19 protein-coding genes and 1 pseudogene are annotated in these 18,110 nt (G+C 47.1%); 7 read left to right on the top strand and 13 right to left on the bottom strand.

The window, feature by feature from the left end; genetic code table 11:
* Nucleotides 1–105: 105 nt before the first annotated feature.
* On the bottom strand, nucleotides 106–393 hold the full coding sequence (locus tag ACEN2G_RS07200; protein ID WP_442020797.1) for a hypothetical protein: 288 nt from the start codon (nucleotides 391–393) through the stop codon (nucleotides 106–108).
* 337 nt (nucleotides 394–730) lie between these two features.
* On the opposite strand from ACEN2G_RS07200, the gene ACEN2G_RS07195 reads away from it, so the two are divergent.
* Nucleotides 731–1,342 carry a phosphatase PAP2 family protein gene (locus ACEN2G_RS07195; RefSeq protein ID WP_442020796.1) on the top strand — a complete coding sequence of 204 codons (612 nt, stop codon included), beginning with the start codon at nucleotides 731–733 and terminating at the stop codon, nucleotides 1,340–1,342.
* A gap of 17 nt (nucleotides 1,343–1,359) precedes the next feature.
* On the opposite strand, the gene ACEN2G_RS07190 is transcribed toward ACEN2G_RS07195, so the two are convergent.
* Both ACEN2G_RS07190 and rnk read right to left on the bottom strand, forming a co-directional pair.
* Nucleotides 1,360–2,316, bottom strand: a complete 957-nt coding sequence (locus ACEN2G_RS07190; RefSeq protein WP_442020795.1) for an AEC family transporter — start codon at nucleotides 2,314–2,316, stop codon at nucleotides 1,360–1,362.
* Nucleotides 2,317–2,413: 97 nt separating this feature from the next.
* On the bottom strand, nucleotides 2,414–2,821 hold the full coding sequence (rnk, locus tag ACEN2G_RS07185; RefSeq protein WP_442020794.1) for a nucleoside diphosphate kinase regulator: 408 nt from the start codon (nucleotides 2,819–2,821) through the stop codon (nucleotides 2,414–2,416).
* A 241-nt stretch (nucleotides 2,822–3,062) separates the two neighbouring features.
* On the opposite strand from rnk, the gene ACEN2G_RS07180 reads away from it, so the two are divergent.
* From ACEN2G_RS07180 to metF, 3 genes and pseudogenes are all read left to right on the top strand, one after another.
* Complete coding sequence (locus ACEN2G_RS07180) at nucleotides 3,063–3,674, top strand: OmpW family outer membrane protein (RefSeq protein WP_442020793.1); 612 nt, start codon at nucleotides 3,063–3,065, stop codon at nucleotides 3,672–3,674.
* Between the two features lie 101 nt (nucleotides 3,675–3,775).
* Nucleotides 3,776–4,207, top strand: a pseudogene (locus tag ACEN2G_RS07175) (5-methyltetrahydropteroyltriglutamate--homocysteine S-methyltransferase); the annotation flags it as partial.
* 22 nt (nucleotides 4,208–4,229) lie between these two features.
* Entirely contained in the window at nucleotides 4,230–5,132 is a 903-nt protein-coding gene (metF, locus tag ACEN2G_RS07170; protein ID WP_442020792.1) for a methylenetetrahydrofolate reductase, read from the top strand.
* A 157-nt stretch (nucleotides 5,133–5,289) separates the two neighbouring features.
* Here the strand turns inward: metF and ACEN2G_RS07165 are convergent, their stop codons facing one another.
* The 3 genes from ACEN2G_RS07165 to ACEN2G_RS07155 form a co-directional block, all read right to left on the bottom strand.
* Nucleotides 5,290–6,558, bottom strand: a complete 1,269-nt coding sequence (locus ACEN2G_RS07165) for an O-acetylhomoserine aminocarboxypropyltransferase/cysteine synthase family protein (protein WP_442020791.1) — start codon at nucleotides 6,556–6,558, stop codon at nucleotides 5,290–5,292.
* A gap of 66 nt (nucleotides 6,559–6,624) precedes the next feature.
* Nucleotides 6,625–8,010: an ATP-binding protein gene (locus ACEN2G_RS07160; protein WP_442020790.1), complete on the bottom strand. Its 1,386-nt coding sequence runs from the start codon at nucleotides 8,008–8,010 to the stop codon at nucleotides 6,625–6,627.
* Nucleotides 8,000–8,728 carry a response regulator gene (locus ACEN2G_RS07155; protein ID WP_442020789.1) on the bottom strand — a complete coding sequence of 243 codons (729 nt, stop codon included), beginning with the start codon at nucleotides 8,726–8,728 and terminating at the stop codon, nucleotides 8,000–8,002. Before ACEN2G_RS07155 ends, ACEN2G_RS07160 begins: the two co-directional genes overlap by 11 nt.
* A 241-nt stretch (nucleotides 8,729–8,969) precedes the next feature.
* On the opposite strand from ACEN2G_RS07155, the gene ACEN2G_RS07150 reads away from it, so the two are divergent.
* Nucleotides 8,970–9,443, top strand: coding sequence for a hypothetical protein (locus ACEN2G_RS07150; protein ID WP_442020788.1), 474 nt, complete (start codon nucleotides 8,970–8,972; stop codon nucleotides 9,441–9,443).
* Between the two features lie 107 nt (nucleotides 9,444–9,550).
* On the opposite strand, the gene asnC is transcribed toward ACEN2G_RS07150, so the two are convergent.
* Entirely contained in the window at nucleotides 9,551–10,024 is a 474-nt protein-coding gene (asnC, locus tag ACEN2G_RS07145; protein WP_442020787.1) for a transcriptional regulator AsnC, read from the bottom strand.
* 138 nt (nucleotides 10,025–10,162) lie between these two features.
* Between asnC and asnA the strand changes: the two genes are divergently transcribed.
* Nucleotides 10,163–11,155 (top strand): aspartate--ammonia ligase, encoded by a 993-nt coding sequence (gene asnA / locus ACEN2G_RS07140; RefSeq protein ID WP_442020786.1) that lies wholly within the window; start codon nucleotides 10,163–10,165, stop codon nucleotides 11,153–11,155.
* Between the two features lie 111 nt (nucleotides 11,156–11,266).
* Here asnA and ACEN2G_RS07135 read toward each other — a convergent pair whose 3' ends face one another.
* The 6 genes from ACEN2G_RS07135 to ACEN2G_RS07110 form a co-directional block, all read right to left on the bottom strand.
* Nucleotides 11,267–11,674 carry a CBS domain-containing protein gene (locus ACEN2G_RS07135; protein ID WP_442020801.1) on the bottom strand — a complete coding sequence of 136 codons (408 nt, stop codon included), beginning with the start codon at nucleotides 11,672–11,674 and terminating at the stop codon, nucleotides 11,267–11,269.
* 199 nt (nucleotides 11,675–11,873) lie between these two features.
* Nucleotides 11,874–13,049, bottom strand: coding sequence for a transporter (locus tag ACEN2G_RS07130; RefSeq protein ID WP_442020785.1), 1,176 nt, complete (start codon nucleotides 13,047–13,049; stop codon nucleotides 11,874–11,876).
* A 30-nt stretch (nucleotides 13,050–13,079) separates the two neighbouring features.
* Nucleotides 13,080–13,805, bottom strand: a complete 726-nt coding sequence (locus ACEN2G_RS07125) for a hypothetical protein (RefSeq protein ID WP_442020784.1) — start codon at nucleotides 13,803–13,805, stop codon at nucleotides 13,080–13,082.
* A 7-nt stretch (nucleotides 13,806–13,812) separates the two neighbouring features.
* Nucleotides 13,813–14,499 (bottom strand): C39 family peptidase, encoded by a 687-nt coding sequence (locus tag ACEN2G_RS07120; RefSeq protein ID WP_442020783.1) that lies wholly within the window; start codon nucleotides 14,497–14,499, stop codon nucleotides 13,813–13,815.
* 58 nt (nucleotides 14,500–14,557) lie between these two features.
* Nucleotides 14,558–15,706, bottom strand: a complete 1,149-nt coding sequence (locus tag ACEN2G_RS07115) for a hypothetical protein (RefSeq protein ID WP_442020782.1) — start codon at nucleotides 15,704–15,706, stop codon at nucleotides 14,558–14,560.
* A gap of 91 nt (nucleotides 15,707–15,797) precedes the next feature.
* On the bottom strand, nucleotides 15,798–16,397 hold the full coding sequence (locus ACEN2G_RS07110; RefSeq protein ID WP_442020781.1) for a hypothetical protein: 600 nt from the start codon (nucleotides 16,395–16,397) through the stop codon (nucleotides 15,798–15,800).
* 384 nt (nucleotides 16,398–16,781) lie between these two features.
* On the opposite strand from ACEN2G_RS07110, the gene ACEN2G_RS07105 reads away from it, so the two are divergent.
* Nucleotides 16,782–18,107, top strand: a complete 1,326-nt coding sequence (locus ACEN2G_RS07105; RefSeq protein ID WP_442020780.1) for a sigma 54-interacting transcriptional regulator — start codon at nucleotides 16,782–16,784, stop codon at nucleotides 18,105–18,107.
* The last annotated feature ends 3 nt before the right edge of the window (nucleotides 18,108–18,110 follow it).

Genomic DNA, 18,110 nt, shown 5'->3' with positions numbered 1-18,110 from the left:
TGCCGACGTGGATCGAGTGAAATCACTATGTAATCGAAGCTGGACAAAACTGATCTAATGTTTAATCCGATTGGTATTATTGCGAACAATCTTCCTCTTCGCTTTTTACGCAGTTAATGCTTGAACGATTTTCTGCCATTCGTCTTGGGTGCTGCAGTTAGGGCGTGTCTTTTTCGCTCGGCCATACCAGTAATCGGCGTTCCACAGTACGCCTTCTACATGATGCAAATAGGCATGAACCCAGGCTGAGGGTTGGTCGGTATTGTCACGGATGACTTCGTGAGCCTCTTCCCATTGCTGATTAGCGTCCAGCCATAAAGCTTTGAGCGCGTCAGATAATTCGGCTGGTGGATTTGGTTGCTTCAGTGAAGCATGAAATTCTTTAAAATTCATAGGAGTGAGTGTCCTAAAGTATTAGGAATGAAAATAATAAAATTATTTTAACACAAGCAGGCGGAGAGGTTAATCGTGGCTAGTTTGGTGGCTCGGCTCACTGATTTTATTAGCTTGCTGAAGCTGCATACGAATATAAGTAGATCGAGTGCTATTCCGTGGATCGGCGAGTTACGCTGGGCGGGTCGCATAAAAATCCGTACAATGCTGGCCTCAAAACTATACTTAAAATAAAGAGGACGTCGTGTTTCTACAATTTAATAAATGGCTATTTTGGAACTTAGTGGCAGTCTCAGTGTTTGCGAGTTGGTATCTGCTACCTAATCATGGCTTTTGGTTGGATATCGACAAGGCGGTTTTTTATTATTTTAATAATAAGATTGGTAGCAGCCAAACATGGGTAAATGCGATTGCAGTTGCTAACAATCGAGCCTTCGATGGCATTGCCCTGCTAGCGATGGGTGCTGTCTATTACAGCTATTATCGTGGCGCGACCGTGGAGCGCAAACGTCAATTATTGCTTATTGGCTTTATGATGCTACTTACTGCCGTTGGCTTGAATCAGTTAGGACGAATGATCCCTGTAGAAAGGCCAAGCCCAACGCTGACCTTTGAAAATATTTATCGTCTTACTGAACTGGCGAGCTTTAAAACTAAAGACTCTTCGGGTGATAGCTTTCCTGGCGACCATGGTTTGATGTTGATGATTTTCACGGCTTTTGCTTGGCATTTTTTATCATGGAAAGCCGGTCTTTGGGGCTGCTTATTCGTGGTGATTTTCTCGGCTCCTAGATTTATAGCCGGAGCTCATTGGTGGACGGATATTTATGTCGGTGGCTTAGCGGTTACAAGCTTTGGCATGGCTTGGTTAATGCACACCGGTATCTATGATGCCCTATTAGTGTGGATGGATCGCCGTTTACCGTGCTTTGGAAGCTCATCTCGTTAACCGTTTTTTTGTACCCGTTACAACCAACCTAGTCCTTTGAACAACGCAGCCCCTAAGCTGGTGCTTAGCAAGGAGCCTAGGGTAGTGATGGCGATGATATTTGCTGCGAGCACGGCATTGCCGCCCATGGCGCGTACCATGACATAACTGGCTGCAGCAGTAGGAGCGGCGTTGATGAGAAAGAGAATTGTTAGCTCCATCTCCCTAAAGCCAATGAGGTAACCGCCCAGTGTCATAAAGGTAGGAATTATTAATAACCGTAAGAGGGTCACTGTAGGTAGCAGGGCGGTTTCTTCTTGATGGCCTCTGAGGCTAAGGCTAGCTCCGGTACATAACAACGCCAATGGTAGTGTCATTTGGGCAAGATACTGACCGGTTTGCATCATCATCTCTGGTACTGACCAGTCAGTGGCGGCAAAGGGTAGTGCGGCAACTATACCGATAATTAGTGGATTTTTAGCTATGCTTTTCGCTACTTGGCTCAAGCGTGGCGCTTCATCTTGATTAAGGCTGCGGCTAAGGGTGATAACTGCCAGCACGTTAAATAGAATAGTCAGGCAGGCTACATACATGGCGGCAGCTGCCACGCCTTGGACGCCATAGGCGTTGTTGACATAGGCTAGGCCGATAATGGCCATGTTAGCGCGAAACGCGCCTTGTACCACTACGCCGCGTAAGCGCTTGTTATCGATAGCGCGACTGGCCCAGCACTCCAGTAATACGAACGCGATAAGCGTGGCGCTAATACCATAGCCAATAAGCTTGAAGCTGATTATTTGACTGAAATTAGTTTGCGCTATGCTGGTAAATAGCAGCATGGGTAGGGCAATGTTAAAAACTAAGCGGCTAGCGCCATCAATAAAGCCTTCGTTCATCATCTGGTTGCGCCGCAAGGCAAAGCCTAATACTAGCAGTAGGCAGATGGGGCCTGTGATCGATAACGCAAATAACACGCTGCTGATTAATAAACTCAAGTTGGTTCCGTGATACTAATAAGTGCGGGCTAGTGGTGAGAACATATTCTTTAGGAAACCTAAATAGAAAAAGGCGCAAATATGCGCCTTTTTCTATTTATGCTTGATAATCGCCAGCACGCTCAGGCTGGTAGTCGACGGCAGTAATGCTAACTTGCATCGTTTTACCATTGGGAGCTGGCCATTCGATGCTTTGACCAACGCTTAACCCAAGAATCGCCGCGCCTATGGGAGCCAGTACCGATATTTTGTTGTTACCGTTGTCCATATCTTTTGGATAACACAGCGTTTTGGTAAAGGTTTCTTTACCGGTCGCCATGGCAAAGGTGATAGTGGAGTTCATGGTCACTATATTATCTGGTACCTCGGTAGGAGGAACCACTGTAGCGCGATCAAGCTCATTTTCTAGCCGTACGACCGCGTCGGACTCGGGCTGTTTCTCTAGCAAGGCTTCTAGCCGTACTAGATCTAGGGTAGATATAGTAATAGGTGGCAACTGAGCCATATAAACCTCCATAAAAAAGCAGGCAACGCTAAAAGCGCTGCCTGATCTCGATACCTAAGATATACCCTAAGACGCTTATTATAGCTAGTCGTCAACCTAGCTATTTTTTATTGATAGCAAAAGTTCAAAGATAATCAAGTTTTCGACACCAAGTTTGCGTTAAATCAAAACCAGTCCGTAACAGCTGAGGCAAACTGACGCCAATTAGTTAGACAACACCATAATAAATTAAGGATAAAGCATGAAAAAAGTTTCCCTATTGGTTGCCGCTGCCTTATTGGCTCCTTCTGCTTTTGCTCACCAAGCTGGCGATGTCTTAGTTCGTGGCGGTGCTATTATGGTGAGCCCTAATGGCAGCGGTGGTGAAGTACCAGGTGCAGGCCCAATAGATGTAAAAAATGACACCCAGTTTGGTTTTACTGTTTCCTACCTTTTGACCGACAACTGGGGTGTTGAACTATTGGGTGCTACGCCTTTCTCTCATGGCGTGGACTTAGAAGGTGCAGGCGAAGTTGCGAAAGTTAAACATCTACCGCCTAGTCTGATGGCACAGTATTACTTTGGTAATTCACAGAGCAAGGTACGTCCTTACGTAGGTGCTGGTATTAACTACACTTTTTTCTTTGATGAAAAAGGCGTTAATGCTTTAGATGGAGCTAAAATTAATGCTAGCAGCTCTTGGGGCTGGGCCGCGCAGGCGGGTATTGATATGGCCGTTAATGAGAATTGGTTCGTGAACAGTTCTCTTTGGTATATGGACATTGATACTGAGGTGACGATTAATGGCGGCTCAGCGACTAAAACCAGCATAGACCCTGTAGGCGTTATGGTGGGTTTAGGCTACCGCTTCTAATAAATTAGTTATTTACGAGGCGCTAGGTCTCGGAGCGATTAGGGTGGGTCTCAGGATCTGCCCTTTTTTGTGCCCTTTTTTGTGAACTCCTGAGCTAACTGGCCGAAACAGCCTTTCGTTTAAGTGCTGTTGTGGTCGCGGACAGTACTCAGATCCACACACACATGTGTTATTCTGAGTTCAACGAAATTATCGAATCAATTGCTCGTTTGGATGCGGACGTGATCACTATCGAAACATCACGTTCTAACATGCAACTGCTGGACGTATTCCGTGACTTCGCCTACCCCAATGAGATTGGATCTGGCGTGTACGACATCCACTCACCGCGTACGCCGACTGTGGCAGAAATGGTTAAGTTGATCGAAAAAGCCGTTGCACGTCTGCCAAAAGAGCGCATCTGGGTGAATCCAGACTGTGGTTTGAAGACGCGTAACTGGGAAGAGACTCGTATTGCCTTGGCCAACATGGTGACAGCGACCACCGAACTGCGTAAGACCTATGCCAGCCGAGGCATAAAGGAATCGTTTTAATTTAAGTTGTCAGGAGATAAACATGGGTTTTTATAGCGCGCGTCATGTAGAAGCGCTGAATCAGACAATGGCTGAGCTAAATGGCGATATTAATGTCTCATTTGAGTTTTTTCCGCCAAACAGTGAGCAGATGGAGAAAACCTTATGGGACTCTATCGACCGACTCAGTACTTTGGCACCCAAGTTTGTCTCCGTTACTTACGGTGCTAACTCTGGTACTCGAGATAGAACCCATAAGGTGATCAAAGACATTCAGGAGAAAACGGGCCTGATTGCCGTACCACACCTGACTTGTATCGATGCCAGCCGTACCGAATTACGTGAGATTGCTAAAGATTACTGGAACAGCGGTATTCGCTCTATTGTGGCATTGCGCGGTGATTTACCTGAGGGCTTGGCAAAGCCCGACATGTATGCCGAAGACTTAGTGCGACTGCTCAAAGAAGAAGCCGACTTTGATATCTCGGTGGCGGCCTATCCTGAGGTACACCCAGAAGCAAAGAGCGCGCAGGCGGATTTACTGAGCTTGAAGCGTAAGATAGATGCGGGTGCTAATCGTGCGATTACGCAGTTCTTCTTCGATGTGGAGTCTTACCTGCGTTTTAGAGATCGTTGCGTGACTATCGGCATCGACACTGAAATAGTGCCGGGTATATTGCCGGTGTCTAACTATCAGACCTTAATTAAGTTTGCGGGGTTTTCTAACGTACGTATTCCAAACTGGATGCATCAGCGCTTCCAAGGCTTGGAAAACGATCAGAATACTCGAAACTTAGTGGGCGCCAGTATTGCCATGGATCAGGTACGCGTATTGAGCCAAGAAGGAGTGAAAGATTTCCACTTCTATACCCTCAACCGCTCGGATCTGACTTATGCGATTTGTCACAGCTTAGGCGTGCGTCCGCAAATAACAGTGCCAGCTTAAGTCGGCAATCATTCGATAGGCGACTTTGCGTAGCATGAGCAAGTAAAAGCCCCGTAACTTAGGTTACGGGGCTTTTTATTTAAGGCGACGCTGAGTTTGACTTATAGCTTATGGCTGAAAGAGCGAAGCCTTTTTTCGCCTCACCTCTCAGGATTATTTAGGCTTTTAACGCTTGCGCTATATCCGCAATAATATCGTCGATATGCTCGATGCCGATGGATAGACGGATCATCTCCGGCTTAACGCCGGCTTGTGCCTGTTCGACTTCACTCATTTGACGATGAGTGGTGGAAGCGGGGTGGCAGGCGAGAGATCGCGTATCACCAATATTCACCAAGCGCTTGATAAGCGCGAGGGCATCGTAGAAACGCACACCGGCTTCATAACCGCCTTTCAGACCAAAGGATAAAATGGCCGACGGCTTGCCCTTCATGTAGCGCTGGGCACGTTCGTAATCTGGATGGTCTTTTAAGCCCGCATAATTTACCCAGTCAACGGCGGCATGATTCTGTAAATACTCTGCCACTTTAAAGGTATTTTCTACATGACGTTCCATGCGCAGTGGCAAGGTTTCTAGCCCTTGCAGCAACAAGAAGGTATTCATCGGCGACAAGGTGCTGCCGGTATTGCGCAGTGGCACTGTGCGGGCGCGGGCAATAAAGGCCGCAGGGCCAAAGGATTCGGTATACACAACGCCATGATAAGCAGGCTCAGGATTATTAAACTGTGGGAAGCGGGTTTTATGCTGAGACCAATCAAACTTGCCGCTGTCGACAATCATGCCCCCCAGCGAGTTACCGTGGCCGCCTATGTATTTGGTCAGCGAATGCAGCACAATATCGGCACCAAATTCGATGGGCTTACACAAAATTGGGCTGGCGACCGTGTTATCCACCACTAAAGGCACGCCTTGGGCATGGGCGGCATCGGCCAAGCCTTGCAAGTCGGTGACGTTGCCGGCTGGGTTACCAATACTTTCGCAAAATACCGCCTTGGTTCTGTCATCGATCAGTTTGGTTATCGCCTCTGGGCTAGCATCTTCGGCAAAACGCACTTCTATGCCCATGCTCGGCAACATATGTGCGAATAAGGTATAGGTGCCGCCATAGAGCTGAGGCGTGGTGACTATGTTATCGCCGTTTTGCGCCAAGTTGATTAAAGTATAATGAATGGCGGCGCTGCCTGCCGATACTGCCAGGCCAGCGATGCCGCCTTCCAGTGCGGCTACCCGCTGCTCGATCACATCGTTGGTGGGGTTCATGATGCGGGTATAGATATTGCCCGGCACTTCCAGGTTAAACAAATCGGCGCCATGCTGGGCGCTGTCAAACTCGTAAGCCACGGTTTGGTAGATGGGCACGGCCACGGATTTGGTGGTGGGATCTGTGGTGTAACCGTAATGAACCACCAGCGTTTCGTCTTTCATGACATCTTGTCCTTGTATGAGTGAGATGAGCCAATGTAGGAACTTTCATTCGCTGTGTAAAGCGCGCTAGCGTGGTAAAAAAACCTGTGCCAGTAAGCCACCTCGCGGATGATTGCTCAGTAATAACTGGCCACCATGTTGGTGGACTAAGGTGCGCGCTATGGCCAACCCCAAGCCAATGCTGCCATCTTCCATATTTCGCGCCGTATCCAGCCGAGTAAAGGGTTTAAACACTTCCTCTAATTGCTCTGCGGGTATGCCGGGGCCAAAGTCGCGAATACGTATTTGTACTTGGGTAGGCGTGACCTCGAGTTCGGCTTCCACTTTGCCGCCATATTTTACGCCATTGTCGAGCAGGTTTTGTAAGGCACGGCGCAAGGCACTGGGGCGACCGCGATAAATAACGGCGCTTTGCGCCACTAAGCTGACATCAAAGCCATTATCTTGTAAGTCATCACACAGGCTTTGTAGCAAGCTGGGTAAGTCCAAATTACGGATCGGCTCGGCTAAGCCGTCTTCCCGAGCAAATTGCAAAGTAGCGCTCAGCATCTGCTCCATGATACTCAAGCTTTGTTGTATTTTTTGCTTGTCTTCACCGTCGGACAAAAACTCACAGCGCAACTTTACGGTGGTCAGCGGCGTACGTAAGTCGTGAGAAATGGCGGCTAGCATGCGGGTGCGATCCGAGACAAAGCGATCCAGCCGGTCTTGCATGCGGTTAAAGGCGGTGAGGGTGTGGCGAATTTCTCGCGGGCCGCTTTCGCTAATAGGCTCAGGCTTATCACCGCGACCGAGCCGCTCTGCCTGCTGGGCCAACTGTTTTAAGGGGCGAGTGGTGCGCTGCAAGAGCCAGATCATCAAGCCCGCTAACAGCCCAGCTAATAGTACAAAAGACAACACGGCTTTAATCGACCAGTTGGGAATTTCGTTATCACGTAATGAGATAAAATCCAGCCAGCGGCCATCTTCCAGCTCAATGCTGCCCTGTAAACGCACATCGGTGCGCATGCCTTGAGCTCGGCGTGTTGGCTGTGCTTGGCCACGGGGGTGATTATGAGGTAACGAGTGGCCAGCAACCGGGTTGCGCTCGGCGCTGATCTGAATGGCAAGCTGTTTGGGGTATTCCAGCTTGCTGCGCACTATGCGCTCAAACTTTGGATTGCGCTCCGCAGGCGTGGTGCCTTGATCCCTGATGCGCAAACGTAGCGTTTCGCTGCGGCTGGCGCGCAATATCTCATCATGTAAGTTCTCGGGGGATTGATTGAGTAAGCGAATGGCTGACACAACCCGTTGCAGGGCAAAGCGACTGTCGACTAAGCCAAGCGTTTCTTCTCGCTCCATGCGATAAATCTGTATGCCTACCAGCTGTATGACGACTAAAAACAGCAGTGCCACCATGACGATTTGGCCACTTAGGCTGCTCAGCCAAAAACGTAGGCGCTTAATCCCCATGGCGCACATCCGCTACTAACATATAGCCGCCGCCCCAAATGGTTTTGATTAAGCGTGGTTGCTTGGAGTCCAGCTCCAACTTGCGGCGCAGCCGACTGACCAGTGTATCTATGGCGCGATCGAAGGCTTGAGCTTCGCGACCACGGGCCAAATCTAACAGCTGATCTCGGCTAAGCACATGATGCGGATGCTGCGTAAACACCCGTAATAAATCAAACTCGGCTGTGCTTAAGCTGACGGTGATACCTTGCTCGTCGCGCAGCTCGCGCCGACTGAGGTCTAAGCACCAGCGATCAAAGTGCAAGTGCGCCGCTTCTTGCACGGCGTTGGCTGGGCTCTCAGCTATGGATTGACGCCTAAGTACGGCTTTAATGCGTGCGAGTAATTCCCGAGGATTAAACGGCTTAGGTAAATAGTCATCGGCACCCATCTCTAAGCCCACGATGCGGTCTGTTTCTTCGCCGACGGCGGTGAGCATAATAATGGGCACCTGATTACCTTGACCGCGCAGCTCTCGGCACAAGGTTAAGCCATCGTCGCCGGGCAGCATAAGATCGAGAATAATTAAGTCTGGGGCATGATGGGTTAAATGCTGGCGCATGGCATTGCCGTCCGCCACGCCTTGCACGCGATAGCCGTGCTGTTCTAAGAAGCGCTTTAGTAAATCACGGATCTCACCGTGGTCATCCACCACCAATAATTGTTTAGTCTGATCCATGCCTGCTCCTCTTGTCGCCGCCACTTATGACCGCTACTTATAACAACGGCGCCAGTATAAGCGGCCAGTAGGCAGAAAGAATGTCAAAGTATGGCAAGCCCCGTTTTTGCCATAGGTTATGGCACATAAGTGAGGGTATAAGTGACGGCACACTTTGTGACAATAAAGCCGAGTTCTGACACATTTTACTGACAGTTGGCTGTTTTAATGGCTACCGAGTCCACCCCTAATTGAGGTCATTATGATGAACATGAAATATAGCGCCCTGATACTCGCCACCAGCTTATTAACCGCTCCGGCTTGGGTCATGGCCGAACAAACAGCCAGTGAGCCGCCAGTTGCAGCAGCTCAAGCTAGTCATCAGCATAAGATGCAACACGGCAGCTATGATGGCCATAAGGGCCATGGCAATAGCTATCAGCGCGGCCATAAGCAGCAGATGAGCCCAGAGCATTTTGAAACGTATTTGAATAAGCATCTAGAGAAGCTGGAAACCCCTGAGCTAAAAGCCCAGTTTATTAAGGCCAGCCAAGCGCGGTTAAACGCGAAAATCGAGCAAGGCCAACTGCGTACGTTAATGGCAGAGCATAAAGCCCAAAAGATAACCGATAAGGCACTTAAAGACGCAACCTTAGAAAAAATCGCCGCCGACCATAAGCTCAAGCAATTGCGTATCAAGCAGTTGCAAGACTTGCTGACTAAAGCGAAGAAGTAAGTGTAAAGCGCCCGGCGCCTAGCTAAATAGAGAACGTGAAGCACCGACGCTGATGGCTTCGGTGCTTTTTTTGCTGGGCGCTTGGTGCTCGGTGCCGGGCGCTGGTCTTAAGGGGCTACGTCTCGGTCAATTGGTTGCTGCAGTGAAATGAGTGTTTCGGTAGATTGAATTTCATCTATGGTTTGCAGTCGGTGCACTAACACCTGCTGCAATTCATCTATGGAATGGGTCATCACCTTAATAAAAATATTGTATTGGCCCGTGGTGTAGTAAGCCTCCACCACCTCTTCAAGCTGCTCTAGCTTGGCTAAAGCCGCCGGATAATCTCGGGCGCTCTTTAAGATAATGCCGATAAAGCAGCACACATCGTAACCGAGTTTTTTTGAGCTCACCTGCACTCGAGTGCCTTGGATAATGCCCGCTTGTTTCATCTTTTCCACCCGCACATGTATGGTGCCGGGGCTGACTGCAAAGCGCTTGGCCAATTCGGCGTAAGGGGCGCGAGCATTGTCCATTAACGCCATGAGAATCGATTTATCTAAATTATCGATTTGATAATGTGGGTCGCCTTTTATCATCATATTTTGTGTATTCCGCAAAAATAAGCCATTTAATTATTTAATCTAGATTAGTGGTGGCATTTTTACTATGTAATGTTGAAATAAAATGCATTTTGTCTGAGAATTCAACAAAACCAATTAGCAACCTAGGTGCATGAGATGAAGCAGTCCTATATTGAACGCCAACGCCAGATCCGTTTTGTAAAAGAATCTTTCTCCGATCAATTGGCGCAGCAGCTCAACCTACTGGAAGTGCAAGCCCCCATTCTCAGTCGTCTAGGCGATGGCATGCAAGACAACCTGTCTGGCTCAGAAAAAGCGGTGCAGGTTAAAGTGAAAGCCATTCCACAATCCACGTTTGAAGTAGTGCACTCCTTGGCTAAGTGGAAGCGCCATACCTTGGCTCGTTTTGAGTTTGAAGCAGGAGAGGGCATTTACACCAACATGAAGGCGCTGCGCCCAGACGAAGACAGCTTAAGCCCCATCCACTCCGTGTATGTGGATCAGTGGGACTGGGAGCTAGTTATGTTGGAACGAGACCGCAACGTCAATTTCTTGGTGACTGTGGTCAATAAGATTTACGATGCTATCAAACAAACGGAAATGGCGGCGGCTGAGCGATACGGCTTAACGCCTTTCTTGCCCGAGCAAATTCATGTCTTGCACGCCGAAGAATTATTAACGCGTTACCCTGATTTAGATGCCAAAGGCCGTGAACGCGCCATTGCCAAAGAGTTTGGTGCGGTATTCTTAATTGGCATAGGTTGTCAGTTAAGCCATGGTGACCGCCATGATGTGCGGGCACCGGATTACGATGATTGGTCGAGCCTAGGTGAAGATGGCTTGTGTGGCTTAAATGGCGATATCTTAGTCTGGAACCCTATCTTAGAAAATGCATTCGAGCTCTCTTCTATGGGGATACGCGTTGATAAAGAAGCGCTACGTTATCAGCTGGCGTTAACTGGCCAAGAAGACAGAGCAGAGCAGGAATGGCACCAAGCGCTGTTAGCCGGTGAGTTGCCTCAAACGGTGGGCGGCGGTATTGGTCAGTCGCGTTTGGCCATGTTGTTGCTGCAGTTATCACATATTGGTCAGGTGCAGTGTGGTGTTTGGCCTGCCGAGCTACATGACTCGATTGACGGCATACTTTAAGCCGAGTTAGCGGTTGATTAGCACTTAAGTTGGTCAAAAAAGGTTAATTAAAAAAATTAGTCAAAAAGACGGGAACCCTAGGGTTCCCGTTTTTATTTGTAGCAAGACAAGTTAAATGTTGATGGAGCAGTTCTGTAACTGAGCGTTTAAAAATTGCATCACTTGACGGCGAGTCACTATGCCAATCACTTTGTTGTCTTCTATCACAGGGTAAATCTTTGGCTTGGCGCCATCCATTAAACGTGCAAGCTCAAATACATCACTGTTGGGGGTGACGGTTAATGGCTCTTTGAACATCAAATCATTTACCGTTACTCGGCTATCGCAGTGATAGCTGGCATTAATAAGTTTAGGTATACAATCCTGCTCCGAAAGAAAGCCAATGATTTTGCGCTGACTATCCACCACGGGCAAACCACTTAAATCCGACGATAATAATTTATCCAGCGCTTGTGTGATCGTCATGTCCGCCGTTAGCAGGGGTATACTACGCCGCATAATTTCGCTTACCGTTGCCATTCCCATGGAGATTCTCCTTACTATTGGTGTAAGCCGAGTGTGCCATTACTCAGCTCGCTATGCCAATTTAGCGTACTTACATACTGTCACAAGCTACTCTGTCTGCTCGTTATTAGTGTAGCGCTAATAGCGAGTTTGATTAGGCTAAATTTATTACCAGAAGAGAGCCATGTACTCGGTGCGCTCAGTCTTGAATTAATTAAAAGCGATAAGGAAGACGCACTCCCACCACATAATCTGGGGCATCTGGGGTGAGGCCTGCTGCCCAGTTAACAACCACAGATAAGTTATCATCTATTGCCCAAGTGACGCCCATGCCCATAGTGGCAGAGTTACCATTGGAGCTTTCAACTTTACTTAGACTTTCCCCTTCGAATGCCTGTTTTGCTTCACGATTAAAGCTTTGGTTAAAGTTAAGCGATAGGCTTAAACGTTCACTGAGTGCAAAGGCCATGCCTAAGCCATAACCAAAAGAGTCGCCTAGTTGTACCTCTCCGGGTAGGCCTTGACCGGCAGAAATATCATCGAAACTGCCTTTTAAATAATGCGTGTAATCAACACTCGCAAACAAAATAGCCGGATCTACAGTTTTTACGGCCGAAAAGCCCGTCGATAGCCCCCACAAACCAGTACCAGTAGCTAGCTTTGTCGGTACATTTAGATTGGTATTCTGATTAGGGGTGTTTGGAATACCAAAAGGGTCGCGGCCGGTAGGGGCAGTGGCTCTAAAATTCCAGACTAAATCAGGACGACTATTAGTTTCAGTTAGCAGTCGATAATAAACAGCGGCACTAATATCACCAATGTTGCTATCGCTTAGGCTATCAAAGACTTTTGTATTGTTATCTGGGCTAGCAGTGTAGTCCATGTAACGGTAGACATAAGGAATTTTTAATTCACCTTGCCAACGGTCGTTAAAGGTATAGCGGCCAGTTACGTCGGCAGTCCATTGATGAGAGCGAATACGGTCGGTATCGATTTTGCCAAGGAAAATAGCATCGAATACGCTGAGCCCCCGCAATAGCAGCTGTTTGCGATCGTAATAGGCATAGCTTAAACCAAAGTCGAGGCTAAATTTTCGATCAAACACGTTGTGTTGTTCTATCAACAGCCCTTCTGTCGAAGCGCTCTTTCCTGGCTCGCGTTGTTCGCTGCTTATACGACCGGCCGAATCTTGTGCGACCGACTGTTGTTGGCTGGTGCTGAGGCTGTTTTGTAGTTGGTGCAGCTGCTGATTCTGCTGAATGAGTTGTTGGCGTAAATTATCGAGCTGCTGTTGCAATAAAGCCTCGTCGGGTCCCGAGGAGGCTTCTTGTGCTGTCACCAGCGTAGCAGAACAGCCTAATATTGCTAAGGCTATTGTTGTTTTGTTCATGCGCATTCCTTGCGTGTTAAATCGTGGTAGTTACCTGATCCCCGTAGGTAATTGCTGCCTTAGGGTTTCTGCCAAATCAGTGTAGGCATTAAGTTGATCGCCCATATAAAATTTAGCCTGATTAGAAAGTAGTTTACTATTGTCAGCAATACTAAATTGTTGCACAAAGCCTTTGCTACCATTGCTGTCACGCAGCATTTGTGTCGTCGTAAGATTGCCGTCGTTAGAAGCGTACGACATGGCTAGACCGCTGTTGTTAAAATCATAACGCACTAAGCCATCGGGTAAGCTTAGCTGATATTGACCTTGCGTGAGTGATGAGCCTTTTACCTGCATTTGGCCGGACATAAAACTAAGGTCGTTAAGTCCTGCGTTACCATTACCGGCAATTTGTGCTATCTGCACCACACCACTGCCATTAGGTGCATTATTAATACTATTTTGAGCGCTGCCTGTCGATAAAGATCCTTCATCTCCGTAATGGTTAACACTCACAGTAGGCTGATTATGATTGAAATTAACATTTAGCTGCATGCCGCTGGTCATAATAGTGCCATTGGGACCGGCAATAGAAGTAATAAATTCAATGCCAAAGTAATGATTTTTAGGGCCGGCCACAAATTTACCGCGCTGTGCACCTAACACTTCATCACTAACAAGCATGCCAATGTCACTATTAAAAGGAGCGGATATGTCAGCTGCTTCTACTAGACCTATACTAGATGCCAATGTTAATAACACTATTGATTTTTTCATGAACGCCTCACAATAAATCCTTATAGTTGAAGCCAAATTCCATTAATGCTGCATCAGATACGGGAACAAAACGTCCGTCTCTGCCTCGCGCCGTTAGTGGCGGTGCTGGGTTTGCAAGAATAGAGTGCTTATCGTAACCCTTACCAACAATAGCCAAAATAATATTGTTCCAACCAGATAAAAACTCATCCATTTCTATGATTTTATTACCCAATGCTGGGTCTGCTAAATAAACGCGGTTTTCACTGTCAATTTTTTTTAACACGACAAAGTGATGAAAGCCTCTAATATTAAGCAGCACAATTGAAGGGATGGTGAGTTGGTTTATATCTTCGGCATTAACTTTAAAGCCTTTAGCCTCCATACCGAGCATTTCTACGTAATTCTTCATATCCAGCATAGAAAAACCGTATTTAGCGACCAATTCTGGGTCTGACATGGCCAGCATACCATCCATTACCCATTTTTCTTTAGTTGGTATGTTGTAAGAATATTTTAATATAGTAGCAACAGAAGCGGCGCCACAACTAAAGTCTGTTTGCTGCTGCTCTACGCCAATAAAACGGCGCTCTGCTAGACTGGTGACTTTTTTGCTGGCTCCACCTACGCCTGAAACTACGCCTGTCATATTAATACTGGCAGCCATAGTGGAAGATGAAAAACAGAGTAAAGCACTAATTAACAATATCCTCATTGCTGTTCCCTCAGCAAAAATAAAAAGACTCCGGATTGCTCCGGAGTCTAGATGGGTACTAGAAGTTACCAACACTCAGTGCCAAGCTGTTGCTTTGCAGGTTATTAGTACCTGCTGCTACGTTAACACCCAGGTTACCAGAAGCGTAATTTAAAGAGCCGCCGCTGATGTTCGCATTGTTTACGTTAGTGCGACCTACTGTGTAATTAATCGTGTCTACAGTACCGGCCAGAGAAATGGTGCCTAAATCGATAGTGCCATTGTCAGCAAACTCAAATTTGCCTGGCTCTCTACCGTTGTTATCAAAGTCGATATGACCGCCGTATGTTTTATTACCGCCACCACTGTGGCCACCATTCTCAGTACCACCAAGCCAAATTTGTGGGTAAACGTTATTGCTTTGGCTGCTGGTACCATTGTAGGTGCCGTTAGCAGAGCCTGATAGCGACACGTCCGTAGTGATGACTTCGTGCTTATCCAGCAAGCTATTGTTGTAGGTAGTGTTATTTGAGGTCATTTGGTTATTATTAACGGTTGATACGGCCAAGTTGGCTTTCTCACCATAAGAAACGGCGAAGTTGTTCGCTTGTACGTTACCGTTACCTGCGGCTACGTTCGCCCCTAAGTTACCTGCGGCACCGTTGAGTGAGCCGCCAGAAACGTTGGCGTTATTATGGTTGCCATTATTTGTTACCATATTTTCTGTTGAGATTTGTGAACTGCCAATCTCAGCATCAACGGAGGCGCCTTTAGCCCAAATAACGGGGTGGTGATAGTTGCCGCCTTTTCTTGCTTCACCGCCTTCACCACCACCCTCTCCTGGAGCGGAGGGGGAGTCGTTGACACCTAACACGGTAAGCGCAGTGCTGTTTGCTTGAACGTTATTGTCGCCTGCTGCTACGTTCACACCGCTATTGCCAGCTAGGCCGTTTGCAGAGCCGCCAGAAATATTAGCATCGTTAGAGTTACGAAAGTTTACTACAGTGTTGTCCGAGGTGCCTTGTAGGTTTTTAATAACCGCCATGCCTAACTGGCTGACACCAATACGGCCACCAATATGAGCATATCCATCGTAGTCCATGTCAAGAGCCACATCGACTTCTTTGTCAATATCTACACCTGTTCCATCATTATATCCAGCGAAGGCTGCACCACTTAAACCAAGCATAACTACGGCTGCAACTGGAGCTATAATAAATTTTTTCATTGTCTCTCTCCTTGAAAGCAATTTCGATTTTATTTACTTCAACTAAGTTGCGATAGATGCACGGCATTATTAGCACCGTGAATACAGTCGCTTACTGAATGGGCATAGATACCCGGTTTACTGCTATATTGCCATTTCCAGCAATTTGGTTTATTTGAATGGTGCCAGTTGCACCACTCAATGAATTTTTATCTAAATAAAAGCTTTTATTGTTTTTGCTCTCGCCATCTATTGAACTATCTTCGGTTGCTGGGCGAACGCTCAGTGAAACATCAGAAATTATTTGTGTGTTTTCACCAAGCGCAATTGTTAAGTCATTTAATTGCAGGTTGCTTGAGCCAGCTACTTGATTAATAGCAATTAAGCCATGAGCATTTTGCAGTGTGTTGGCTTCGATGCGTACGCTTGCTATGCCGTTGTTATTTAAGGTTTGAGTAGAAAGCTGTGACTTACTCGACGCTTGAGCATTTTGCCCTATGGCAATACTTTTATTATTAGCTTGAATATTATTATCACCCGCCGCGGTATTAACACCTATAATGCCACTGATGTTGTTTAGACTATTAGGTGCAATAAGGTTAATGTCTTGGTGAGGCTCAAGAGCCGCAGTATTGAGAGACACGAATAACAAGGCTGCGGTAGTGTAGCTCACGCTTAGATTGGCTACTAATCTGGCATTGTTGTGATGCATGTCTTGCTCCTACTTTATGTGAGTTGAGGTAGTTAGCTCTCTACACTGCTTGGCTTAAACGCTAATTATCCTGTGGTCGTAGTTATTACGTTGCAACAAGGAGGCCAACTTTTAAGTATTTGATTATTAATGACTTTTTATTGGTGGGTATTTTTTAGTCTCAAAAAAGAGAGTGGATTTGTTAGGTTTTGTGAATTAGCTGTTTATAATCAATTGCTTGCGTTAAATCTCAATCGCAACCTCGAGTATCATAAGTGAGACCTTATTCTTTATTTTTTATATTAATAATTTTTTATAGCTAAATACCTAACTCATCGCTGCTTAACACCATTATCGACTAGCCTTAAGAACACTCCGGCATCATCATCAAGCAGGGAATAGCGAATGAATTACCGGCAACAGCAGGGACCCACATTATTTGTCTGTCACAGCGATGACGACATTGTTAATGAAATCAAAAGGATGACTTGGGATGTTAGACAGTTCCGCCATCTAACTAGCTCGCCACCTCCGTCTATAATGGAAGACGTGCAGGTAGGTGTTATTGAAATCAGTACTCATACCAACCTCGACTTTATCGAGAGTTTTATCCGAGCCAATGCGGCGGTTTTTTGGGTCGCTATGGTGAATAAGGAAAAGTTAGATAATGCGGAGGTGCGTTACTTACTGAAGAATTATTTTTACGACTTTCACAGTAACCCGCCTGATTTTACGCGCCTGAAATATGTGCTGGGACACGCGCTCGGCATGGCTGAGCTGTGTGCCACTGAGCGACTGGCCACCAATGAAACTGCAGCGAATGAGTCCATATTAGGACAAAGCCAAAGCATGTTTCATTTGAAGCAACAGCTGCATAAGGTCGCGACTTGCCAGCTACCGGTGTTGATCACAGGGGAAAGTGGCACAGGTAAAGAGCTGGTCGCACAACAGCTACACGCGGCGTCTGAGTGCGCGCACGGCCCCTTTATTGCGGTCAACTGTGGTGCTTTGCCCGCACAATTAGTGCAGTCAGAGTTATTTGGCCATGAAAAAGGTGCTTTTACCGGCGCTACACAACGCAAGATTGGTAAGTTTGAAGCGGCGCATCAGGGCTCTTTGTTTCTCGATGAAATTGGCGATTTGCCTTTAGAGGAACAGGTTAATTTATTGCGCTTCTTGCAAGAAAAAACCATAGAGCGGGTGGGCTCCCATCAATCAATTCATCTTAATGTCCGTATTATTGCCGCTACCCACGTCGATCTGGAAGCGGCCGTAAAAGAGGGGCGATTTCGTGAAGACTTGTACTTTCGTCTGAATGTGATCCGCTTGAAAATCCCGCCGTTGCGACAACGTGGAGACGATATCTTGATGCTGGCTCGTCACTTTCTTGAGCAGCAGCAGAATCCAAACCGTTTGAGTTTTTCTGAGCAAGCTGAAGTGGCGATGTTGCAGCATAACTGGTCGGGTAATGTGCGAGAGTTGCTAAACCGCGTGCAACGAGCGTCCGTCATGGCTACAGGGCGCTACATTCAACCGATAGACTTAGAGATAGAGTCAGGGCCACCACCCACGGCGGGTGAATGTTTGAAAGCTATTCGTGAAGAAGCAGAACGCGATGCTTTAGCTCGAGCATTGAATGAATCACAAGGCAAGGTGAGCACAGTGGCCAAGCAGCTAAATATTTCTCGCGCTACCCTTTACCGATTATTAGATAAGCACAGTTTGTTGTAATGC

It is taken from the genome of Oceanisphaera sp. W20_SRM_FM3 (assembly GCF_052119705.1).
GTDB lineage: Bacteria > Pseudomonadota > Gammaproteobacteria > Enterobacterales > Aeromonadaceae > Oceanimonas.
This window is presented reverse-complemented; position numbering and strand designations above follow the sequence as displayed.

Excerpts from the sequence above, each read along its gene's own strand:
- ACEN2G_RS07200 (WP_442020797.1), bottom strand. The coding sequence starts at position 393 with ATGAATTTTAAAGAATTTCATGCTTCACTGAAGCAACCAAATCCACCA.
- rnk (WP_442020794.1), bottom strand. The coding sequence starts at position 2,821 with ATGGCTCAGTTGCCACCTATTACTATATCTACCCTAGATCTAGTACGG.
- ACEN2G_RS07180 (WP_442020793.1), top strand. The coding sequence starts at position 3,063 with ATGAAAAAAGTTTCCCTATTGGTTGCCGCTGCCTTATTGGCTCCTTCT.
- metF (WP_442020792.1), top strand. The coding sequence starts at position 4,230 with ATGGGTTTTTATAGCGCGCGTCATGTAGAAGCGCTGAATCAGACAATG.
- ACEN2G_RS07165 (WP_442020791.1), bottom strand. The coding sequence starts at position 6,558 with ATGAAAGACGAAACGCTGGTGGTTCATTACGGTTACACCACAGATCCC.
- ACEN2G_RS07160 (WP_442020790.1), bottom strand. The coding sequence starts at position 8,010 with ATGGGGATTAAGCGCCTACGTTTTTGGCTGAGCAGCCTAAGTGGCCAA.
- ACEN2G_RS07155 (WP_442020789.1), bottom strand. The coding sequence starts at position 8,728 with ATGGATCAGACTAAACAATTATTGGTGGTGGATGACCACGGTGAGATC.
- ACEN2G_RS07150 (WP_442020788.1), top strand. The coding sequence starts at position 8,970 with ATGATGAACATGAAATATAGCGCCCTGATACTCGCCACCAGCTTATTA.
- asnC (WP_442020787.1), bottom strand. The coding sequence starts at position 10,024 with ATGATGATAAAAGGCGACCCACATTATCAAATCGATAATTTAGATAAA.
- asnA (WP_442020786.1), top strand. The coding sequence starts at position 10,163 with ATGAAGCAGTCCTATATTGAACGCCAACGCCAGATCCGTTTTGTAAAA.
- ACEN2G_RS07135 (WP_442020801.1), bottom strand. The coding sequence starts at position 11,674 with ATGGCAACGGTAAGCGAAATTATGCGGCGTAGTATACCCCTGCTAACG.
- ACEN2G_RS07130 (WP_442020785.1), bottom strand. The coding sequence starts at position 13,049 with ATGAACAAAACAACAATAGCCTTAGCAATATTAGGCTGTTCTGCTACG.
- ACEN2G_RS07125 (WP_442020784.1), bottom strand. The coding sequence starts at position 13,805 with ATGAAAAAATCAATAGTGTTATTAACATTGGCATCTAGTATAGGTCTA.
- ACEN2G_RS07120 (WP_442020783.1), bottom strand. The coding sequence starts at position 14,499 with ATGAGGATATTGTTAATTAGTGCTTTACTCTGTTTTTCATCTTCCACT.
- ACEN2G_RS07115 (WP_442020782.1), bottom strand. The coding sequence starts at position 15,706 with ATGAAAAAATTTATTATAGCTCCAGTTGCAGCCGTAGTTATGCTTGGT.
- ACEN2G_RS07110 (WP_442020781.1), bottom strand. The coding sequence starts at position 16,397 with ATGCATCACAACAATGCCAGATTAGTAGCCAATCTAAGCGTGAGCTAC.
- ACEN2G_RS07105 (WP_442020780.1), top strand. The coding sequence starts at position 16,782 with ATGAATTACCGGCAACAGCAGGGACCCACATTATTTGTCTGTCACAGC.